Source organism: Gordonia rubripertincta (genome assembly GCF_038024875.1).
Lineage (GTDB): Bacteria > Actinomycetota > Actinomycetes > Mycobacteriales > Mycobacteriaceae > Gordonia > Gordonia rubripertincta.
The window spans coordinates 3947971-3967224 of sequence record NZ_CP136136.1 but is presented as its reverse complement, the minus strand read 5'-3'; the positions used below and the strand labels follow the sequence as shown (position 1 = coordinate 3967224).

The 19254-nt window shown below is 65.8% G+C and carries 15 protein-coding genes and 3 pseudogenes; 7 read left to right on the top strand and 11 right to left on the bottom strand.

The features are described from left to right. The first annotated feature begins 100 nt into the window (after positions 1–100). A complete protein-coding gene (locus RVF83_RS18020; protein ID WP_005201023.1) occupies positions 101–952 on the top strand; it encodes a helix-turn-helix transcriptional regulator in 852 nt (283 codons plus the stop codon). A gap of 3 nt (positions 953–955) precedes the next feature. Here RVF83_RS18020 and RVF83_RS18015 read toward each other — a convergent pair. Then, positions 956–1424 (bottom strand): annotated as a pseudogene (locus RVF83_RS18015) (MarR family winged helix-turn-helix transcriptional regulator). A gap of 115 nt (positions 1425–1539) precedes the next feature. Between RVF83_RS18015 and RVF83_RS18010 the strand changes: the two are divergent. Then, on the top strand, positions 1540–2004 hold the full coding sequence (locus RVF83_RS18010) for a DoxX family protein (RefSeq protein ID WP_005201025.1): 465 nt from the start codon (positions 1540–1542) through the stop codon (positions 2002–2004). A 278-nt stretch (positions 2005–2282) separates the two neighbouring features. Next, a pseudogene (locus RVF83_RS18005) lies at positions 2283–3798 on the top strand (acetyl-CoA hydrolase/transferase family protein). A gap of 4 nt (positions 3799–3802) precedes the next feature. Here RVF83_RS18005 and RVF83_RS18000 read toward each other — a convergent pair. The 5 genes from RVF83_RS18000 to RVF83_RS17980 form a co-directional block, all read right to left on the bottom strand. After that, positions 3803–4816, bottom strand: a complete 1014-nt coding sequence (locus tag RVF83_RS18000; protein ID WP_005201027.1) for a YihY/virulence factor BrkB family protein — start codon at positions 4814–4816, stop codon at positions 3803–3805. Positions 4817–4950: 134 nt separating this feature from the next. Continuing rightward, complete coding sequence (locus RVF83_RS17995) at positions 4951–6273, bottom strand: NAD(P)H-binding protein (RefSeq protein ID WP_005201028.1); 1323 nt, start codon at positions 6271–6273, stop codon at positions 4951–4953. A 128-nt stretch (positions 6274–6401) separates the two neighbouring features. Beyond that, positions 6402–6839, bottom strand: coding sequence for a nuclear transport factor 2 family protein (locus tag RVF83_RS17990; RefSeq protein ID WP_005201029.1), 438 nt, complete (start codon positions 6837–6839; stop codon positions 6402–6404). Positions 6840–7097: 258 nt separating this feature from the next. Next, positions 7098–7448, bottom strand: coding sequence for a lipase family protein (locus tag RVF83_RS17985; protein WP_005201030.1), 351 nt, complete (start codon positions 7446–7448; stop codon positions 7098–7100). 24 nt (positions 7449–7472) lie between these two features. Beyond that, the gene (locus RVF83_RS17980) at positions 7473–8285 is read right to left on the bottom strand and encodes a lipase family protein (protein WP_336620335.1); all 813 of its coding nucleotides are present in this window, start codon (positions 8283–8285) and stop codon (positions 7473–7475) included. Between the two features lie 343 nt (positions 8286–8628). Between RVF83_RS17980 and RVF83_RS17975 the strand changes: the two genes are divergently transcribed. Continuing rightward, positions 8629–9423: a hydroxymethylpyrimidine/phosphomethylpyrimidine kinase gene (locus RVF83_RS17975; RefSeq protein ID WP_005201032.1), complete on the top strand. Its 795-nt coding sequence runs from the start codon at positions 8629–8631 to the stop codon at positions 9421–9423. A 62-nt stretch (positions 9424–9485) separates the two neighbouring features. On the opposite strand, the gene RVF83_RS17970 is transcribed toward RVF83_RS17975, so the two are convergent. Next, positions 9486–10139: a hypothetical protein gene (locus tag RVF83_RS17970; RefSeq protein WP_005201033.1), complete on the bottom strand. Its 654-nt coding sequence runs from the start codon at positions 10137–10139 to the stop codon at positions 9486–9488. Positions 10140–10350: 211 nt separating this feature from the next. Between RVF83_RS17970 and RVF83_RS17965 the strand changes: the two are divergent. Then, positions 10351–12141: pseudogene (locus tag RVF83_RS17965) on the top strand (thiamine pyrophosphate-requiring protein). 109 nt (positions 12142–12250) lie between these two features. Next, the gene (locus RVF83_RS17960; protein ID WP_005201035.1) at positions 12251–13726 is read left to right on the top strand and encodes a flavin-containing monooxygenase; all 1476 of its coding nucleotides are present in this window, start codon (positions 12251–12253) and stop codon (positions 13724–13726) included. Here the strand turns inward: RVF83_RS17960 and RVF83_RS17955 are convergent. From RVF83_RS17955 to RVF83_RS17940, 4 genes are all read right to left on the bottom strand, one after another. Then, positions 13685–15004, bottom strand: coding sequence for an LLM class flavin-dependent oxidoreductase (locus tag RVF83_RS17955; protein WP_005201036.1), 1320 nt, complete (start codon positions 15002–15004; stop codon positions 13685–13687). The genes RVF83_RS17960 and RVF83_RS17955 overlap by 42 nt on opposite strands. A gap of 51 nt (positions 15005–15055) precedes the next feature. Beyond that, positions 15056–16276: an oxidoreductase gene (locus RVF83_RS17950; RefSeq protein ID WP_005201037.1), complete on the bottom strand. Its 1221-nt coding sequence runs from the start codon at positions 16274–16276 to the stop codon at positions 15056–15058. Further along, complete coding sequence (locus RVF83_RS17945) at positions 16273–17187, bottom strand: haloalkane dehalogenase (RefSeq protein ID WP_005201038.1); 915 nt, start codon at positions 17185–17187, stop codon at positions 16273–16275. Before RVF83_RS17945 ends, RVF83_RS17950 begins: the two co-directional genes overlap by 4 nt. Positions 17188–17456: 269 nt before the next feature. Beyond that, entirely contained in the window at positions 17457–18659 is a 1203-nt protein-coding gene (locus RVF83_RS17940; RefSeq protein ID WP_005201039.1) for a cation:proton antiporter, read from the bottom strand. 125 nt (positions 18660–18784) lie between these two features. Between RVF83_RS17940 and RVF83_RS17935 the strand changes: the two genes are divergently transcribed. Then, a complete protein-coding gene (locus RVF83_RS17935) occupies positions 18785–19213 on the top strand; it encodes a DUF1622 domain-containing protein (protein ID WP_005201040.1) in 429 nt (142 codons plus the stop codon). Positions 19214–19254 lie beyond the last annotated feature (41 nt).

Sequence of the window (19254 nt, the reverse complement as noted above, 5' to 3'; positions counted from 1 at the left end):
GAATTCAGTGTTCGCCCGGGTCCGCGGGACATCCAGAGAGCGGTCATCGGGGGATCGGCGATCCCTGGCTGAGGTGGCGGTGTCGAGCAATACTGCACAAGTGGATCGTGATGCGCTCGCCGGTTTCCTCGTCAGCCGGCGGAACAGTCTCCAGCCGTCGGATGTGGGTCTGGTGACCGGTGCGCGGCGTCGGACCGCGGGTCTGCGGCGCGAAGAGGTGGCCCAGCTCGCGACGATGTCCACCGACTACTACACCCGACTCGAACAGAAGCGGGGACCGCAGCCGAGTATCCAGATGCTCGCGGCGTTGGCGCGTGCCCTGCGGCTGACCCCGGACGAGCGCGACTACCTGTATCGCGTTGCCGGGCACAGTGCTCCCGATCGCGTCGTCGGCTCCGACTACATCGCTCCCGGTCTGCTGCGTGTCCTCGACCGGCTCACCGGCACCCCGGCACTCATCCTGTCCGCATTGGGGGAGACGCTGGTCCAGAACGATTCCGCGCGAGCGCTGTTCGGCGACGTGAGCAATCTGACCGGCTTCGAGCGCAGCGCCATCTACCGCTGGTTCACCCGCCCTGACGAAGAGCGGCGCCGCTACCCGGAAGATGATCACGATCGCCAGAGCCGCGCCCAGGTCGCGTCACTGCGAGCCGCCTACGGCGTCATGGGCGGACGATCCCGTGCCGGCGAGATGGTGCGTGAATTGTGCCGTCGGAGTGAGGAATTCGCCACCCTGTGGGACACCCACCTGGTCAGCAGGCGGTTCGAAGACCACAAGACCCTGATCCATCCCGAGCTGGGACCGATCGAGGTCGACTGTCAGGCCCTGTTCACCGAAGACGAGACCCAGGTCCTGCTCGTCCTCACCGCGGCGCCGCGAACCGATGCCGCGGCCAAGATCGCACTGCTCAACGTCCTCGGCACGCAGCAGATGAACCCGAGTCGTGAATGACGTTCACCGCGACTCGGGTTCGGTGTTGATCCGCCGCCCGATCGCCGACAGCTGACGTAGTTGGGGTGCGGGTCAGACGGTCGACGACGAGTCGGCGCACATTGGCGACATATCCGGGCGCCGTGGCCACCACCTTTTTCCATCCCGCGTCGGTCAGCACCGCATTGGTGAAGCGCCCGTCCTCCGGACACTGGTAGCGGCGGACCCATTCCCGCTTCTCCAGACGGCTCACCACATGGGACAGACGCGAGAGTGAGCCGTAGGACATCTCGGCGAGCTCACTCATCCGCAAAGTGTGTTCGGGCGCCTCGGAAAGCGCGGCGAGGACCTCGTATTCGAAGTGGGTGAGCTGCGCGTCGCGGAGCAGCTGGGCATCGAGAGCATGGGGGAGCCGGGCGAGCGCCGTGGCCACCTGAATCCAGGCGTCCATCTCCTCGTCGTCGAGCCACTCGGGCTCTTGCTCTTCGGACACCCGGGCAGTCTATCGGATCGATTCACTTGAAGCTTCACTTGACCCTTCAACTCAAGTCACTTAGGTTCGTCAATTGACACGTCAAGTCATCCCTCTCGAATTCAAGGCGGTTTCCATGTCCAATCCCATCGTCCGTAGCGTGGGAATCCTCCTCGCACGCATCGCGATCGGCGTCGTGTTCCTGGCCCACGGCCTGCAGAAGTTCCAGCAGAACGGCTGGGCCGGACCCAAGGCCGGGTTCGAGATGATGGACGTTCCGCTGCCTGCGGTCTCGGCGTTCCTGGTCACCTGGCTCGAGATCCTGGGCGGCATCGCACTGATCGTCGGCGCATTCACCCCGGTCGTCGCGATCCTCTTCGTCATCGACATGCTGGGGGCGGTGTTCATCACCCACATCGACAACGGTCTCTGGGCGTCCGACGGCGGCTACGAGTTCGTCCTGACCCTCGGGGCCGGCGCGCTCCTCCTCGCGGTCGTAGGCGCAGGCCGGTTCAGCGTCGATGCGGCCCTCGGCACCAAGCTGCCCTGGCTCACCGTGGACGGAGACCGTCCGGCAGTCCCCGTCGGTTCCGCCAACTGACCGAATACGCAACCGGTCGCGGACCCGCAGCGCTGCTGCGGGTCCGTTCTGTATCGAGAGTAAATTCGCGCGCAATTGACGAGGCCTGAGCGTGGTACGTCTTCATCGCCATCGTCGCGGAGGTCAGCGCGACCCACTGAGAGCCTCGAGTCGGTCGGTCGACCAGCTCACGGGCGCTCTATACCATGCCCGAATCGACATGTCTCGGTAATCCGTGATTTTGCTCATTTGCGCGCCTGTTTATTCTGAGGAGCGTGACCCCCACAGTAGGTAGTTCCGTGCCATCGGGACGTATTCGCAACACCGCGTTCGCATCGAAGGTGATGTCGGCCGACGACGCCGTGAAGTACATCCAGCCCGACGACACCGTGGCGATCAGTGGTTTTGCCAGTGCCGGAACACCGAAGGTGATCGTCCCGGCGCTCGCCGAGAAGATCAAAGAGGCCCGGGCGACCGGCTCGAATTTCACGATCAACCTGCTGACGGGCGCGTCGGTCTCGACCGAGACCGAGCGGCTCCTCACCGAGGTGGACGGCATCGCGCTGCGTATGCCCTACCAGTCGGAGAGCACCGCCCGGAAGCGCATCAACGACGGCCGGATGGACTATGTGGACATCCACCTGTCCCACGTGGCGCAGCAGGTCTGGGGTGGGCTACTACGGTCAGGTCGACGTCGCCGTCGTCGAGGTTTCCGGGATCACCGAATCGGGGGAGCTGATTCCGGCCGCGTCCATCGGCAACAACAAGACCTGGCTCGATGTGGCCAAGAAGGTGATCCTCGAGGTCAACTCGTGGATCCCCGAGGCCGTCGAAGGCATGCACGACGTGTACTACGGCACCGCGCTGCCGCCGGATCGCAAGCCGATCCCGCTGACCCGCGTACAGGACCGGATCGGGCAGCCGACGTTCCGGGTCGATCCGGCCAAGGTCGTCGCCGTGGTGGAGACCAACTGCCGCGACAGCGCCAGCCCGGTGACGCCGCCCGACGCGATCAGCGAGGCCATCGCCGGTCACGTCCTCGAGTTCTTCGACTATGAGGTTCGTAACGGACGGCTGCCCGCCGACACGCTGCTGCCGCTGCAGGCGGGCATCGGCAACGTCGCCAATGCCGTTCTCGGCGGTCTGGACCGCGGCCCCTACAAGGGCCTGACCTGCTACTCGGAGGTCATCCAGGACAGCATGTTGCGGCTGATCAAGGACGGGACCGTGGCACACGCGTCGTCGACCGCCCTGGCGCTCAGCGAGTCCGGCATCGAGGAGCTGACGGCCAACGTCGACTTCTACCGGAACCACATCACCCTCCGTCCGCAGGAGATCAGCAACCATCCCGAGGTCGTCCGGCGTCTCGGTGTGATCGCGATGAACGGCATGCTCGAGGCCGACATCTACGGAAACGTGAACTCCACACACGTGATGGGCACCAAGATCATGAACGGCATCGGCGGTTCGGGCGACTTCGCGCGCAACGGCTACGTGTCGCTGTTCATGAGCCCGTCCACCGCGAAGGGCGGTGCGATCTCGTCGATCGTCCCGATGACGCCCCACGTCGACCACACCGAACACGACTGCCAGGTGATCGTCACCGAGCAGGGCCTCGCGGACCTGCGTGGCATGTCACCCCGGCGCCGTGCACGGGAGATCATCGAGAAGTGTGCGCACCCGGAATTCCGGCCGCTGCTGAACGACTACTTCACCCGCGCCGACGCGATGCCCTCGGCCGGCCAGACCCCGCACATCCTCGGCGAGGCGTTCAGCTTCCACCAGCGGTTCCTGGACACCGGCTCGATGCGCTGAGTGGTCAGCGCGGTTCGTCACCGCGCTGGCCGTCGGTGCTCTCGCCCTTCGCCCGGTCTTCACGGGGGTTGTCGAAGGTCACGTCGATCTCCTGGAAACCCTTGTTCCGCTGCGCCCGCACCTGCGCCGCATAGGCGGCTTCGTCCCCCTCGGTGAGGATGACATTGTCGGTGAACGGCGTCAGCAGCGACCGCGGATACAGGTGGTCCACGCGCACGGCGTTTGCCTCGAGGCAGAACACCAACACGATCGTGGTCACATAGAGGAACGCCAGCAAGCCGAGAACGATCGCGAAGACACCGTTCGTCGAACTCGCGTTGGCGATGACTCGCTCGACGTACACCGCGCCGAAGGTCTGGATGACCTGCCAGCATGCCCCCGCCGCGAGCGCGCCGGGGAGTACGTCGCGCACGGACAGGTCACGTGCCGTGCCGAATCGGAACGCCACGATGAACACACACGTGCTCAGCACCACCGAGCCGAGAATCGCGAACCACCGTCCGACAACGCCGAGCTCGAAGCTCGCGGCGATGCCGTTGACCACGGTCAGTCCGATGACGGCGAGACCGACCGTCGACAACAGCACCAAACCCCGGAGGCGAACGAAGATCGGATCCGGTCGTTCGTTGCGGGGGACGGCCCAGATGGTGTTCATCGCATTCTGAGCCGCGACGGCAACGCCCAGACCGCCGTACAGCGAGACGAGCACGCTGATGACGAGTGCCGGGATGCCGCCACTGAGTTTCTCGGGCTCACCGAGCTGGCTCCCGATCACCGGGATCTGACTCATGGCCGAGTCGAGGATGCGCTCCTGGAGCGCCGGATTGTCGGCGAGCACGATCCCCAGGATCGTCGAGAACAACAGCAGCAACGGGAACAGCGAGATGAATGCGTAGTAGGTGCACAGGGCGGCCAGATAGGCGCCCTGGTCGTCGACGAACTTGTAGATCACCGCGAGCGGGAAACCAGTCGCCGGGTGTCGTCGTTGGAAGTCGTCGATCCGTTCCGACAGCGACACCCGCTCACCTTCTGCTCGTCGTCCAGCCGGTCTCGTTCCGGCACCGCCCGGGCGGCGGGTGTGCTGACTGTATCCCGGCCGGCGACCGATCAGCCTTAAGCCGGTCCGTGCCACACTGTCTTCGATCTGTGGCTCTAGTGAAACGGATCGGCGGCCGGTACACCGAGCGTGCGTAGCGGCCACCCGAGCCGCCAGTACGCGAGTCCGACGATCCCGCGCGGGAAGAAGCGGCGCGTCGTGGTGACCTCGGTGCGTGCAGGATCGCCACCGAGGTCACGGAGTGCATACTCGACGAACCCGTTACCGCGCGAGTCCGCGCACACCTGGACACGAAGGAACTCCGATTGCTTCTCCGCGATCACGCGTCCTCGTCGCTCGAGGGACTCCCAGACCGTGTCGGGCGTGCCGTCCTCGACGGTCGTGGTCGTCGTCTCGAACATCTCCTCACCGGCCCAGTCCGGGTCGGTCGGGATGGGTTCGGCCGCGGGGGTGTCAGCGCTCGCGTTTGCCCACGTCGCGGGTTCCGAGCCGCGTTCGGCACGGCTCAGCGTCTCGGCGACCGCCCGGCTGTACGGGGTCAGGCCGCCCGGCGGGCGGGGGATGATCGAGTCGATGTCGCGGTTCCGGCAGACAGCGTCGCACTCCAGCGACTCGATCAGCGGTCGCGCGATCTTGCCCCGGATCGGGGTCACCAGGCGGACCCACCGGCTTGCCACCGACGGAGTGAGGAACGGAAGGACGACCATGGTGCGCGGACGCAGACCGGCGACCTGCGCGTAGACCCGCATCATGTCGCCGTACTCGAGGACGTCCGGACCGCCGATGTCCCAGGTCCGTGACCCAGGGACCTCGGCGGTCGCTGCCTCGACGAGGTAGTACAGGGCGTCGGCGGCGGCGATGGGCTGGATCTTGTTGCTCACCCAGCGTGGGGTCGTCATCGCGGGGAGCCGCTCGGTGAGGTGGCGGATGAGTTCGAACGATGCCGATCCGGATCCGATGAGCGTCCCGGCCTGCAGTGCGACCGTTTCGATCGACGAGTCGATGAGGATGTCGCCGACCTCGGCTCGCGACGCCAGGTGTTCGGAGAGCTCGGTGCCCTCGGGATGGAGCCCGCCCAGATAGACGATCCGGGATACGCCGCATGCCTGCGCAGCCGCCACCACGTTCTCCGCAGAGCGTCGCTCCTCGGCCGCGAAGTCGGCGTCGTTGCTCATCGAATGCACGAGGTGGTAGACGACGTCGACACCGCGGAAGGCGGAGATCAGCGAATCGCGGTCCGAGAGATCACCTTTGGCCACCTCGGCACGCGGGTTGGCTGTCCAAGGCGCGTCGGACAGCTTCGACGGTGTCCGCGCCAGGGCACGGACACGGTGCCCGCGTTCGAGTAGCCGGGGTGCCAGACGGCCTCCCACATAACCGGTGGCTCCGGTGACCAGACAGGTTCGCGCTTCGTTCACATGACTCCTCTGTACCTTCGGGCGGTACCCCTCAGGCTAGGAGCGGAAACGTCTGCCGCGGCCCGGCCGCTGGGAGTCGGTGCCGGATCGTTCCCTGCGGCCACGGGTTGATAACGCGCCGGCGTCGTTCAGGTGTTTCCCTGCTCGAGGGGCGAGTTCACGAACCAGAGGCTTTCTTCGTGCAGGCGTTCGCTCCGCCACCCCGTCTCGGTGCGGACCATCGAATGGTGATAGTTGCCGCCGCAGGTACTGATCTCGGTCATCCCCACGAACTGCATGGGGTTGTAGAACATCGCCCGGACCTGCGCACGGTCACCGTCGAAGGAGTACTCGATGTTGGTGATGAAGTGCTGGCTGACGGTGACGAACGCGAAGTTCTCCTCGAGCCACGCGGCAATCTCGTCCCGACTCCCGGCTCGTCCGGCCGGGGCAGAGGTGTAGTCGACGACGGCGTCCGCGGTGAACACCGAGCGCCAGAGATCCCAGTCCTTGGTGTCGACCGCACGGGCGTACCGGTGGAGCGTGTCGGCTATCTCGAACCGGTCCGCGATCTCCTGGGTGTTCACGACTCTCCGTTCCGGTCGCGCTGCGCGACGTCTCGATGGATGACCCACGGGGTGGGGGAGCAAGACGATTCACGTTGGCGCAGTGACCCTTTAAAGTGAGGACGACCTGCTCCTCGCCGACTATAGACACTCGAGGACCGCAGCATGTGCTGCTCAGCGATTCCGACCGACGGCGCCACCCGCGTCAGGAGGCGAGGAGGTTGCTCACCACGCGGAGGTCGGCGATATGCCCGGACACCTAGGACATCACACCCTGTCTCAGTTCTTCGGCAAGGTTCCGGCCTTGCCGTTCAACCACCTCAGCGCCTGGAGTTCAGAGGTCAGGCCGATGCCGTGGCCGAGGAACGTACCCGGCAGGATGACAGGCAGATGCATCGTCTCGACGGTGACATCGGCGCCCTTGGCGCGCCAGGACCGAACCATGCGATCCGTACCGCGCGGATCGACCACGTCGTCGCCACGGTTCTGGCTCACCAAGACCGGCATCCGCGGGGCGACTCCGCCCAGTCGCTGGTCGTTCACCGCCGTCAGCCAGGGGTCCTTGCGCAGATGCGCCGCGATCGGCCGGCCGCCCTTGGTGTAGAAGGTCGTCGGTACGAACGGAAGCATCCTCATCACGTCGAAGACGCAGTACTAGTTGACATCTCGCAAGACGCTCCGACCGAGCGGGTTGAACACGGCGAGGAACTTCTCGCGATGCTGTGGATACGCGGCGATGAAGCCGTTGACGACCCAGCCGACGCCACCTCCGAGCAGGCTTCCGTCCCCGAGTCGCGCAAGATCCGCGAGATCTGGTGCGGGGGCGCCCGCGAAAGCGGCGAAGATCGGGAGCTCGGGCGCGTATGTGCCGGCCAGTTCGGCGGCGGAGCCGGCTGCGAACCCGCCTTCGGAGTAGCCCCACAGCGCGACCGGGGCTTTCGCGCTCACACCGAACTTCGGATTCCGCGCCACACGAGCCATGTCGAGCATCGACGTCCCGAGGGACCTGCGGTTCAGGTAGGGGTGATCGCCGGGCGTACCGAGTCCTTCGTAATCGGTCAGCGCCACCGCATAGCCGTTGGCGAGCAACGCTCCGATCGCGAGCTCCTCGTACGCCTGGCCGTACCGCAGCAGACGCGACGGAGCGCATTGGTCGCCGGCACCGATGGTTCCAGAGCCGACCACCACGACCGGACGCTCACCACGTCCGGTCCACGGAGTGCGGGGGACGAGGACGCTGCCGGTCACGGCCGTCGGGCGGTTCCTGGCGCCGGTGCTCGCATACATGACCGTCGTGGTGCGGGCGTCGATGTTCGCGCCGGTGAACGGGATGACCGCGGCATAGGACGGTGCCGACTTGATCAGCGACCCAGGCCGCGGGTCGAAGCTCGATGGCGGGTTGTAGAAGGCGGCGTAGGGGTCCGCCGCGGCCGACCCGACACCGACCAGCGAGACGGTGGCCGCCACCGCCAACGCCAGTACAACCGCTCCTCAGCGTCGTCGGCCTCGTCGCATGCGATCGCCGCTGAACTGCTTCTTGCTTTGCAGACCCCCGTTGGACATGTGTCCATTAGTGATGGCATCGGCCCGTTTGTCAGCGGTTCCGGGAAAGTCGCATGTCGGCGACGACGGCCTGGGCCTCACTGAGGGTCAGCGAACCCGCGAACGCCGAAGAGCGCCGCGGGCCCCGGCTGTACTCTGCGCAGACGTTGCGGTCAGGTGGCCGCGACGACCGACTCCAATTCAAATGGAGTAGTGCCGGGGGTGTACAAAAGGACCGGTTCATCTGCGAACCCGAAAGGATCGAGCAATGTCAGTGGTGTCGTATGTGATCGCCGGCTCCGAGGCGACCGGTGGCGCGGGAATCCAGGCCGACCTGCGCACTTTCGCTCAGCTCGGCACGTACGGCGTCGGGACCATCACCTGCATCGTGTCCTTCGATCCGAAGGCAGGCTGGGGCCATCGCTTCGTACCGGTGGACGCCGGCGTCATCGCCGACCAGATCGAGGCCGCCACCGTCGCGCACGAGCCCGAGGTCGTCAAGATCGGCATGCTCGGAACGCCCGCGACCATCTCGACGGTCGCCGAGGCGCTGGCATCACGAACCTGGCGACACGTGGTCGTCGACCCGGTCTTGATCTGCAAGGGTCAGGAACCCGGCGCAGCCCTCGACACCGACAATGCTCTGCGCGCGGAGATCCTCCCGCTGGCCACCGTGGTGACGCCCAACCTGTTCGAGGCCGCGACGCTCGCCGGCATGGGCGAGCTGACCAACATCGACGATCTTGCCGAGGCGGCTCGTCGTATCGCCGATCTCGGGCCGAAGTACGTCATCGTCAAGGGCGGCGTCGGACTCGCCGGCGACGAAGCCGTCGACGTCGTCTTCGACGGCACCGACCTCACCATCCTGCGCGCGCCCAAGGTGGGGGACGAGCGCGTCTCCGGTGCGGGTTGCGTGTTCGCCGCCGCGACCACCGCCGAACTGACCAAGGGTGCCGACGTCCTCGACGCGGTGCGCGCGGCCAAAGAGTTCACCCACCGCGGGATCGTCGGACGCATCAGCTCGACCGCCCCGTTCGACGCCGTCTGGCACGGACAGCGATAGCGGCCGACAGACGCGATCCGCGCCCATCCGCCGGAGCGGATGGGCGCGGATCAAGGCGAGTGTCACTCGGTCGGGACGACCTTGCCGTCGACGGTCACCTCGACGTTGTCCGTGGCCTCGGTCCAGGTGATCTTGCCGTGTTCGAAGGTCGACTCCTTGACCCCGTCCTTCTCGGTCTCGTCGCTGGTGGCGACACCGAGCGGTCCCTGTGAACCGCCCTTGCCCTCGGGGGAGGGCACACCCTCTTCGTTGCGCGGCACGTTCCAGGCGTCGCGGATCTTGCCCCACGTGATGTAGGCGGGGGTGTCCGCGTCGTCGTCCTTCGCGGTGATGACACCACCCTCGAACTGCTGGAAGACGACGCCGTTCTCACCCTCACCGGCCGACTCGGGGCCGGTGAGCGGCTTGCCGAGATCGGTCTTCTGAGCCGGCGTGGCCGATTCGTACTTGGCGGCGATCGACCCGCTGAGCGTGACCTTGGCGCCGTCCGGTGCGGTCAGTTCCACCTTCTTGTCGTCGTCGGCGACCTCCGACTTCGCCGAGGAGATGGCCGACTCGGCCTTCGACATCCCGGACTCGACCGCGCCGGAAACAGCCGAGGACACCGCCGACGTGTTGTCGTTGTCGTCGTTGCTGCAACCCGCCAGGCCGAGCGTTCCGATGGCCACCGCCGCTGCCGTTGCGACCAGGCGTCGTGTGACGCTGTTGTGGTTCATGACTTCCTCTCGGTTCACAACCTTCAGGATCGGGAGGGCCGCCGCCCACCCGCATCGGACCCTAACGAACCAGATGCGCTGATGTTGATTTTCTTCGACATCGGCGCGTCATCGTGCAGTCCGAACGTGTCGGCACGCGACGTCCCGGGTATGCGACCGGCAAGCCCTCGGCGCCGAGCCGACGGTGCATCGTCGAACGCAGAGGAGAACCATGGCGGAGACAGTCGCCGACATCGTCCTGAAACGCCTACGCGAATGGGGGATTCGGCAGGTTTTCGGATACTCGGGGGACGGGATCAACGGATTGTTGTGGGCGTGAGTGCGGGCCGACAACGACCCTCAGTTCGTGCAGTCCCGCCACGAAGAGATGAGCGCGTTCCAGGCCGTCGGGTACGCGAAGTTCTCCGGCGAGGTCGGTGTATGTGCGGCCACGAGTGGCCCGGGCGGTATCCACCTGCTCAACGGTCTCTACGACGCGAAGCTCGACCATGTTCCCGTCGTTGCACTGGTCGGGCAGACCGAGCGTTCCGCGATCGGCGGGGCGTACCAGCAGGAGATCGACATGCACGCGCTCTTCAAGGACGTGTGCAGCGACTTCGTCCAGACGTGTACGGTGCCCGAACAGCTGCCCAATCTGCTCGACCGCGCCATCCGGATCGCCCTGGCGGAACGGGCGCCGACCGCCATCATCTTCCCCTCGGACGTCTTGGAGCTCGAGTACGAACCGCCCGCGCAGGTCTTCAAGCAGGTGCCGTCCAGTTTCGGTGTCGAACCTTCGACCCCCGTGCCGGACGAGGATGCACTGGCGCGGGCAGCGGAGATCCTCAACGCCGGTGATCGCGTTGCGATGCTCGTCGGTCAGGGCGCCCGGGACTGTGTGCCAGAATCGACCGACGTCGCCGACATTCTCGGGGCCGGCTGCGCGAAAGCTCTTCTGGGGCGGGACGTTCTGCCGGACACCCTGCCGTGGGTGACCGGATCGGTCGGCCTGATCGGCACCACGGCCAGCCACCGCATGATGTCCGACTGCGACACGCTCCTCACGGTCGGCTCGAACTTCCCCTACTCGCAGTTCCTTCCACCGTTCGGACAGGCGCGGGGGGTGCAGATAGACCGATCCGCGAAGCTGATCGGCATGCGGTACCCGAACGAACTCAACGTCGTCGGTGACGCCCGGACCACCTTGCGTGCGTTGATCCCGTTGCTGGAGAGGAAGTCCGACCGATCCTGGCGCGAGAAGGTCGAGTCGGACGTGACGAGATGGTGGTCGACGGCCGAACACCAGGCACTGACCGATGCCGACCCGGTTAACCCGATGCGGATCTTTCACGAGTTCTCGCTGCGCGCACCCGTCGACTCGATCGTCACCGCTGATTCGGGCAGCGCGGCCGACTGGTACGCGCGACACATCGTCTTCCGCGAGGGCATGCGTGGATCGCTGTCAGGGACCCTCGCCACGATGGGGCCGGCGGTTCCCTATGCCATCGGCGCCAAGTGGGCACATCCCGGCCGGCCCACGATCGCCTTCGAGGGGGACGGCGCGATGCAGATGAACGGACTCGCCGAGATGGTGACCGTCGCCCACTACTGGGAGCAGTGGGACAACCCGACCTTCGTCGTGGCGGTCTTGCACAACAACGACCTGAACCAGGTGACCTGGGAACAGCGGGCGATGTCCGGATCCCCCAAGTTTGCCCCGTCGCAGACGCTTCCGGATGTGGACTACGCCGCGTTCGCCCGCGGGATCGGTCTGATCGGGATCAACGTCGACGACCCCGATCGGCTGGGCGAGGCGTGGGACGAGGCCCTGGCCGCCGGCCGGCCCGCACTGCTCGATGTGCGGTGCGATCCCACAGTGTCACCGATCCCTCCGCACTCAACCCGCGAGCAGGCCAAAGCCCTGGATGAGACGCTGGTGAAGGGCGACGAGGATGCCTGGGACGTGGCGAAGAACGTCGCCAAGCACGGTCTCGAACAGTTCCTTCCGGGCCGCCGACGCTAGAGGCCCCGAACCCACCCAGCTCGGGGCGCACTCAATCGTCCTGCCGATGCCGGACGGCCGACTGAGGCATCCTGGAGGCCTTACCACGCCGCACAGCTCAGGAGCATCAGTGACCGCTGCAGACCACGTCGACGTTCTCGTCATCGGAGCCGGCATCTCGGGGATCGGGGCCGCGCGCTACCTACGGGCCGAACATCCGTCGAAGACGTTCACGATCGTCGAAGCCCGTGGGGCCGCCGGCGGCACCTGGGACCTCTTCCGTTACCCGGGCATTCGCTCGGACTCGGACCTCCACACCTTCGGTTATGAGTTCAAGCCGTGGACCGACAAGCAGGCGATCGCCGACGCCCCGCGGATTCTCGACTACCTGCACGAGACGATCGACGAGAACGGCCTCGCCGACCACATCCGGTATCACCACAAGGTCGTGGCGGCCGCCTGGTCCTCGGACGACGCGCGGTGGCTGGTCGACATCGAACGAACCCACACCGGTGAGCGGACACAGATCAGCGCTCGGTGGATCTTCTGTGGTTCCGGCTACTACGACTACGACGAGGGGTTCAGCCCCGACTTCGTCGGCGAGGAGCGCTTCCGCGGTCAGATCGTGCATCCGCAGCATTGGCCGGAAGATCTCGACTACGCCGGCAAGCGGGTCGTGGTGATCGGAAGCGGCGCGACAGCGGTGACGCTGCTCCCCGCGATGGCTGAGGACGCCGCGCACGTGACCATGTTGCAGCGCACGCCCACGTACGTCATCCCGCTACCGCGCGAGGATGCCGTGGCCAACACATTGAAGAAGGTCTTCGGCGACGAGCGGGGCTACGCACTCACCCGGCAGAAGAACGTCGCGCAGCAGCGCGTCCTGTTCGAACTGTGCCAACGCTTTCCGCAGGTCGCGCGACGGATGATCCGGAAGATCAACAAGTCCCAGTTGCCAGAGGACTTTCCGGTCGACGTCCATTTCAATCCGCCCTACGATCCGTGGGATCAGCGTCTGTGCGTGGTGCCCGACGCCGACCTGTTCCGCACCATCCGGGCGGGCAGGGCGTCGATCGTCACCGACAAGATCGCATCCTTCACCGAGACCGGCATCCTCCTGGAGAGTGGAGCCGAACTCGAGGCCGACATCATCGTCACCGCAACAGGTCTCAACATCAAGATCATCGGTGGCATCGACCTCACCGTAGACGGAGAGCCCGTCTCGCTGACGGACACGGTCGTGTACCGCGGGATCATGTTGTCGGGTGTGCCGAACTTCGCGCTGGCGATCGGGTACACCAATGCATCCTGGACACTGAAGATCGGGTTGCTGTGCCAGTACTTCTGCAAATTGCTCGGCTACATGGACGCTCACGGCCACGACGCAGTCTGGGCAGTCGCCGATCCGGACATGCCCACAGGTCCGCTGCTCGACTTCGGCGCCGGCTACGTCCAGCGCGCGCTCGACACCCTGCCGAAGCAGGGTCCGCATGCCCCATGGGTGATGTCGATGAGCTACTACGCCGATCGTCGACTGTTCAAGGGCGATGTCGCCGACGAGAACCTACGGTTTGCCCGGGCGCGGAAGTCTGAGGTGCTCACGTAGCGTCGTGCCCTCATAGCCTTCGCGGAACAGCCCGCGCCGACGCAGGATCGGGATGACCGCCTCGGCGAACACGTCGAATCCACCAGGCAGGGACGGCGGCATCACGTTGAACCCGTCGGCTGCGCCGTTGTCGAACCAGTCCGCCATCGTATCCGCGATCTGCTCGGGAGTGCCCGCGACGACGCGATGCCCACGGGCACCGGCGAGCTTGTGCAGTAACTGGCGGAGTGTCGGCTTCTCCCGGCGGACGATATCGGCGTACACCTGCGTCCTCGACTTCTTGTTGTTGGTGACGTCGCCGGCGTCACCGAACGCCTCGATGGGCACGGGTGCGTCGAGGTCCAGGTCGTCGAGGTCGACGTAGGCGAAGTCCTTGAGCTGCATGAGTCCGAAGGCCGGGATCGTCAGCTCGTTGAACTCGCGCTCGAGTCGTCGTGCCTCTTCCTCGGTGCCACCGATGAACGGACTGAGGCCCGGAAGAATCTTGATGTGGTCGGGGTTCCGGCCGAGGTCGAAAGCCCGGCCCTTCACGTCGCGGTAGAAGGCCTGCGCGTCCTCGATGCGCTGCTGGGCGGTGAAGATCGCCTCGGCATGCCGCGCGGCGAACACGCGGCCGTGGTCGGATGAGCCGGCCTGCACGAGAACCGGATGTCCCTGCGGAGGCCGCGGTGTGGTGAGCGCGCCCGCGACCTTCACATGTGGACCGGCGATGTTCGGGTGATGGATCCGGGTCGGATCCACATACCGCCCGGCGGCCCGGTCGAGCACGACCGCGTCGTCGTCCCAGGAATCCCACAGCGCTTCGACCGCATCGACGAAGGCCTCGGCCCGTTCGTATCTCAGAGCGGAGTCGGGATTGCCGTCCAAACCGAAATTGCGTGCGGCGTCGGGGGAGTCGGTGGTCACGATGTTCCACGCAGCACGCCCTCGGGACAGGTGGTCCAGCGTCGACAACGCTCGGGCGAGCTGCCACGGATAGGAGTAGGTCGTCGATGCCGTCGCGATGAGCCCGATGCGCTCGGTCCCGCCCGCGATGGTTGCCAACGTCAGCAACGGATCGAGACGACCGGCCGCATTGAACTCGATGTTGGCGTCGAGCTTCGGGATGTCGGCAAGGAACACCGCGTCGAGGGCCGCCGCCTCTGCGGCCCGAGCCAGATCCAGATAGAAGTCGGGCTCGAACATCCGCTCGGGCGTGGATGCCGGGTGGCGCCAGGCGGCCTCGTGGTGGCCCGAGGAGAGGATGAAGAGGTTGAGGTTCATCTGGCGGTCGGCCATGGTTGACGCGGTGTTCCTTGTCGGGAGTGGAATCATCGTGCAGGGTACGGATCAGAAGTACGTGTTGTCGGGGAGCGAGATCCCGTTGACCGCGAGATCGCCGATGGCACGGTTCTTGAACCGAGTCGGGTTGTGCGACACCACGGTTCGGATGTTGCGCCAATGCCGATCGAGGTTCGTCGACCGCTTGACCGCCGATGCGCCGCCGACGTCGAACAACAGGGTGGCTGCCCGCAACGCTAGATCACCGACGACGACCTGCACCTGGGACGCTCGCAGCGCCGCCTCGTGTACCACCGAGTCATCGGTGACACCGCCGACAGCCGTTGCCGGGATCCGTGCCAGTGCATCGGCTGCGTCGAGTACCAGCGACTCCGTTGCGTAGGCCAGCGACTGGATCTCACCGACCACCTCGAGCAGAACCGGGTCCTCTCGGGGCAGATCGGCCGAGCCGTGGGTGAAGCTGCGTCGTCGGCCACGGATCAGTTCGACGGCGTCATGCGCAACCGAGAGAGCGTTACCGGCGACGACGGCGTTGAGGTAGTGCTGGTAGAACGGGCCTAGATGCCAGCGCGGAATAGTGCTGAGATCCTCCGGCGGCAACGTCACCTCATCGGACTCGACGCGAACGCCTTCGAAACGGGTGGTGCCGGTACCGGTGAGCGTCTGGCCGAACCCGTCCCAGTCGTCCTCGACGGTGATGCCCTCGCGGCTCAGCGGCAGCAACGCCTGCACCGGAACACCTTCGGGTGTCACGCCGGTGACGAAGGTGTGTTCTGCATACAGCGTTCCGGTGGAGTAGTACTTCACCCCGTCGAGTCGGTAACCGCCCCCGGTGGGGGTGAAGGTGGTCGACTTGGCGAAATCACCGGCATGCTTGTTGCCCAGTTCGTTGTTGCCGTTGCCGATCAGTTCGCCGGCTGCGACCCGCTCGAGCCACAGTCGGCGCCGGGGCGACTCGGGCCACAGCAAGATGTCCTCGACCGTCCCGAAATGGGCACGCAGCAGGTGACCCAGATTCGAGTCGGCCTTGCTCAACCGGATGACGAGGTCGAACAGCTCGCGGACGGTTGCGCCGCCGCCACCATCGGAGACCGGGAGCCGGTATGCGCCGACCCTTGCCTCTTTGAGCCACACGACCTGCTGGTGGGGAGCGGTGTCGGTGCGTTCACGCTCGAAGCTTCCCGTGGCGATGCGCTCGAGCAGTGCGTCGAGGTCGGGGGACTCGGGGCGTACCGCGTCGGCCGCCCGTACGCCATCGGTGACGGTCATTTCGCTTTCCCCGCACGCGCGAGCAGGTCGACGACCCCGTCGGCGATGGCCTGAGGCTGCTCTTCCTGTACGAAGTGGACACCGGCACCGGCGGCCCGAACTTCAAGGGCGGCGATGTTCTCGGTGGCCCAGGACAGGATCTCCGGGGTCAGCAAAAAGCCCGGCTCGAAGGTGAGCAGCAGCTTCGGGACGTCGGTGCTGGTCTTGAGCCAGTCGACGCTGCGCTCGAGGAAGTCGACGCTCGCCGCAGGGTTGCCGTCGATCGGAAGGTTCCGCGGGAACTTGATGAGGTGCTCGCGGGACTCAGGCGTCGGAAAGGGCGCGAGGTAGACGTCGAGATCCTCCCGGGCCGGCGGAGTGAGGAAGGCGCCGGGCAGCACCTGCGTGAGGAACAGGTTGTTGTCCTCGACGACGAACTTCTCGCCGTCGCCGGGCGTGCGGATCAGCTGCTGCGCCTGGACGAAGGGTTCGGGCAGATCCGCTGACGCGATGTCGCGGATGACCGGTTCGGCCAGCAGGACGGCCTTCACACGAGCGGAATGCCTTGCAGCCCAGGAGACACCGAACGCGGCGCCGTAGTCCTGCACGACGAGGGTGACGTTGTTCAGGTCGAGGGCGTCGAACCAGGCGTCGAGGTAGCGAATGTGGTCGTCGAGTTCGTAGGCGATGTCGGGTCGTCCGGAGTCGCCGAATCCGATGAGATCCGGGACGATCAGTCGGCCGCGACCGGCCAGTCGCGCGAAGACGTGACGCCACAGGTACGAGCTGGTGGGGCTGCCGTGCAGGAAGACGATGGGGTCGCCATCACCGTGCTCGACATGGTGAATATGTGAGTTCAGCACGGGGGTGTCGACGCTTCGGGCTTCGGGACCGAACGCGTTCAGGGGGATCGATCGAGCGGCTTGTGTCATGACTGAATCCTCAGGACGAAATGGATCGCGGGTCGCTTGGAAAGGAACTCTACGCATTTCGTAGAGACGCGAAGTCGACTGTGCGACAGTGACAGTCTGGGCATGCGACCCATCTCTGCATCCTGTTCACCGACGACGATCCGCCGGCGAAGCACGTGTATCGGTCGCTAGCAGCGACAATGTTCTCGGGTGACTGTCACCGGGTCACCGACACGACGACACACCTCGCCGGCTGAACCTGCGAGGCAACAGAAAGAATCGGTCGAAGTCTAAGTGCGCGCACCATCTCGTCGGCCGAGCCGCTGGGCGACGAGACCAACGCTGAAGCCGTGCAACACCACGCTCGCCAGGACCGTCACGGTCATCGCGTAGAGCGTCTCGTTGGCGACCATCCCGTCGAGTTCGTTGAAGGCGAGGAGACCGAAGACGATCGAGGCGGTCCCGCGTGGTCCCAGGACTCCGATCAGTAACCGGTCCCGCGGACCGACGTCGGTACGTAGCAGCGCGAGGTAGACGGGAACGATCCGGAGGATGGTCAGTGCTGCGAGTGCCAGAACGACGATCTGCCAGACAAACCCGAGTTCGAAGACCAACACGGCGGCGCAGCCGAAGACGAACCACATCGTGAGTGCCGCGAGCGCACTGACGTCGTCCGCGAGGCGCAGTTGCTCTTCGCTCGGATCATCGGCCCGTGCCGCCTTGTAGGCGATACCGCAGACGAAGGCCGCCACGAAGCCGTTGCCGCCGAGTTGCACCGAGCAACCGTAGGCGAGGATCGGGATGAGCAGGAGGCTGATCCGGACGGATTGTTCGGTCGCGAGCCCTCGTCGCACGGAGAAGTTCGACAGTCGCGCACTGACGAGTCCGGTAACGCTGCCCGCCACCACGGCCCACAGCGCAGACGGCACGGCCAGTTCGAGCGCTTCGGCAGGGGATGCGGCGTGCTTGTGGTCGCCCGCGAGGGTCAGGGCGAAGATGAAGATCGGCGCGATGATCCCGTCGTTGTAGCCGCTCTCGATGTTCAGCAGGTGACGCACCCGTGTGGGGAACCGCTGATCGCGTACGAGCGAGGACGCCGGCGTCAGATCCATCGGGATCACGACGCAGGCGATCAACAACGCGACACCGATCGACGCCGTCGGAAGCAGCACCAGGCCCAGCAGGGTCGCGGCCGCCACCGACAGGGGCATCGCAACGAGCAACACCCGCAGCGAAGTGCGTCGTTCGCCTGCGAAGTAACCGCCCCGCACCTCGATGGCATCGACGAACAGCAACAAAGCAAGAATCAGCTCGACAACCGGTTCCGCGGAGTCGGTGTCGAGGGCGTTGCCGATCGAGTTGTTGGTGGTCAGACCGATCACGATGCCGACGACCACCATGACGATGGCCCCGGAGATCTGGAGTCGCGACAACCGGCCCGCGACCAGTGACCACCCCACGATCACCACGATCGCGATCAGAACGGAAGCCATCGACCTCGCCCACGTGACAGCATTGACGGATCGTATCCCGTGCCACGGCGTTCCTCAGTGCGGAATGCGCCGACGCAACTAACGCGAGCCCTTGATGATGTGTGGAGCCGGATAGGCTGACGTGCATGGATTTCGAGGACATCTTCACCGTGGTGGCGGTCGCGTTCGAAGCTCTCGGCGCATTGGCGATGATCGCCGGTTTCGTCATCGCGCTTGTTCTCGGCGCACGGTCGCTGTCACGGAAGGAAGGGGGAAGCGAGGCCTTCTCGGTCCTGCGCACAACCCTGGGATCCGCCATTCTGCTGGGTCTCGAGATCCTCGTGGCCGCGGACCTCATCCGGACGATCACCTCGAAGCCCTCGATCGAAGATGCAGTGATCCTCGGGATCATCGTGGTGATCCGGACGGTCTTGTCGATGTCCATTCAGATCGAGATCGAGGGCACCCTGCCCTGGAGACGGGCCGTGCTGACCAACGGCGGTCAGCTGTTGAGCAAGGCGGTGGCCCGTGACGCGGCTGCCGGTCGCGCGGGTCGTGTCGCCGACCCGACCTGATCCCGTGGCCCCCTCCGGCTGCCCATCAGGAACCGCGATCG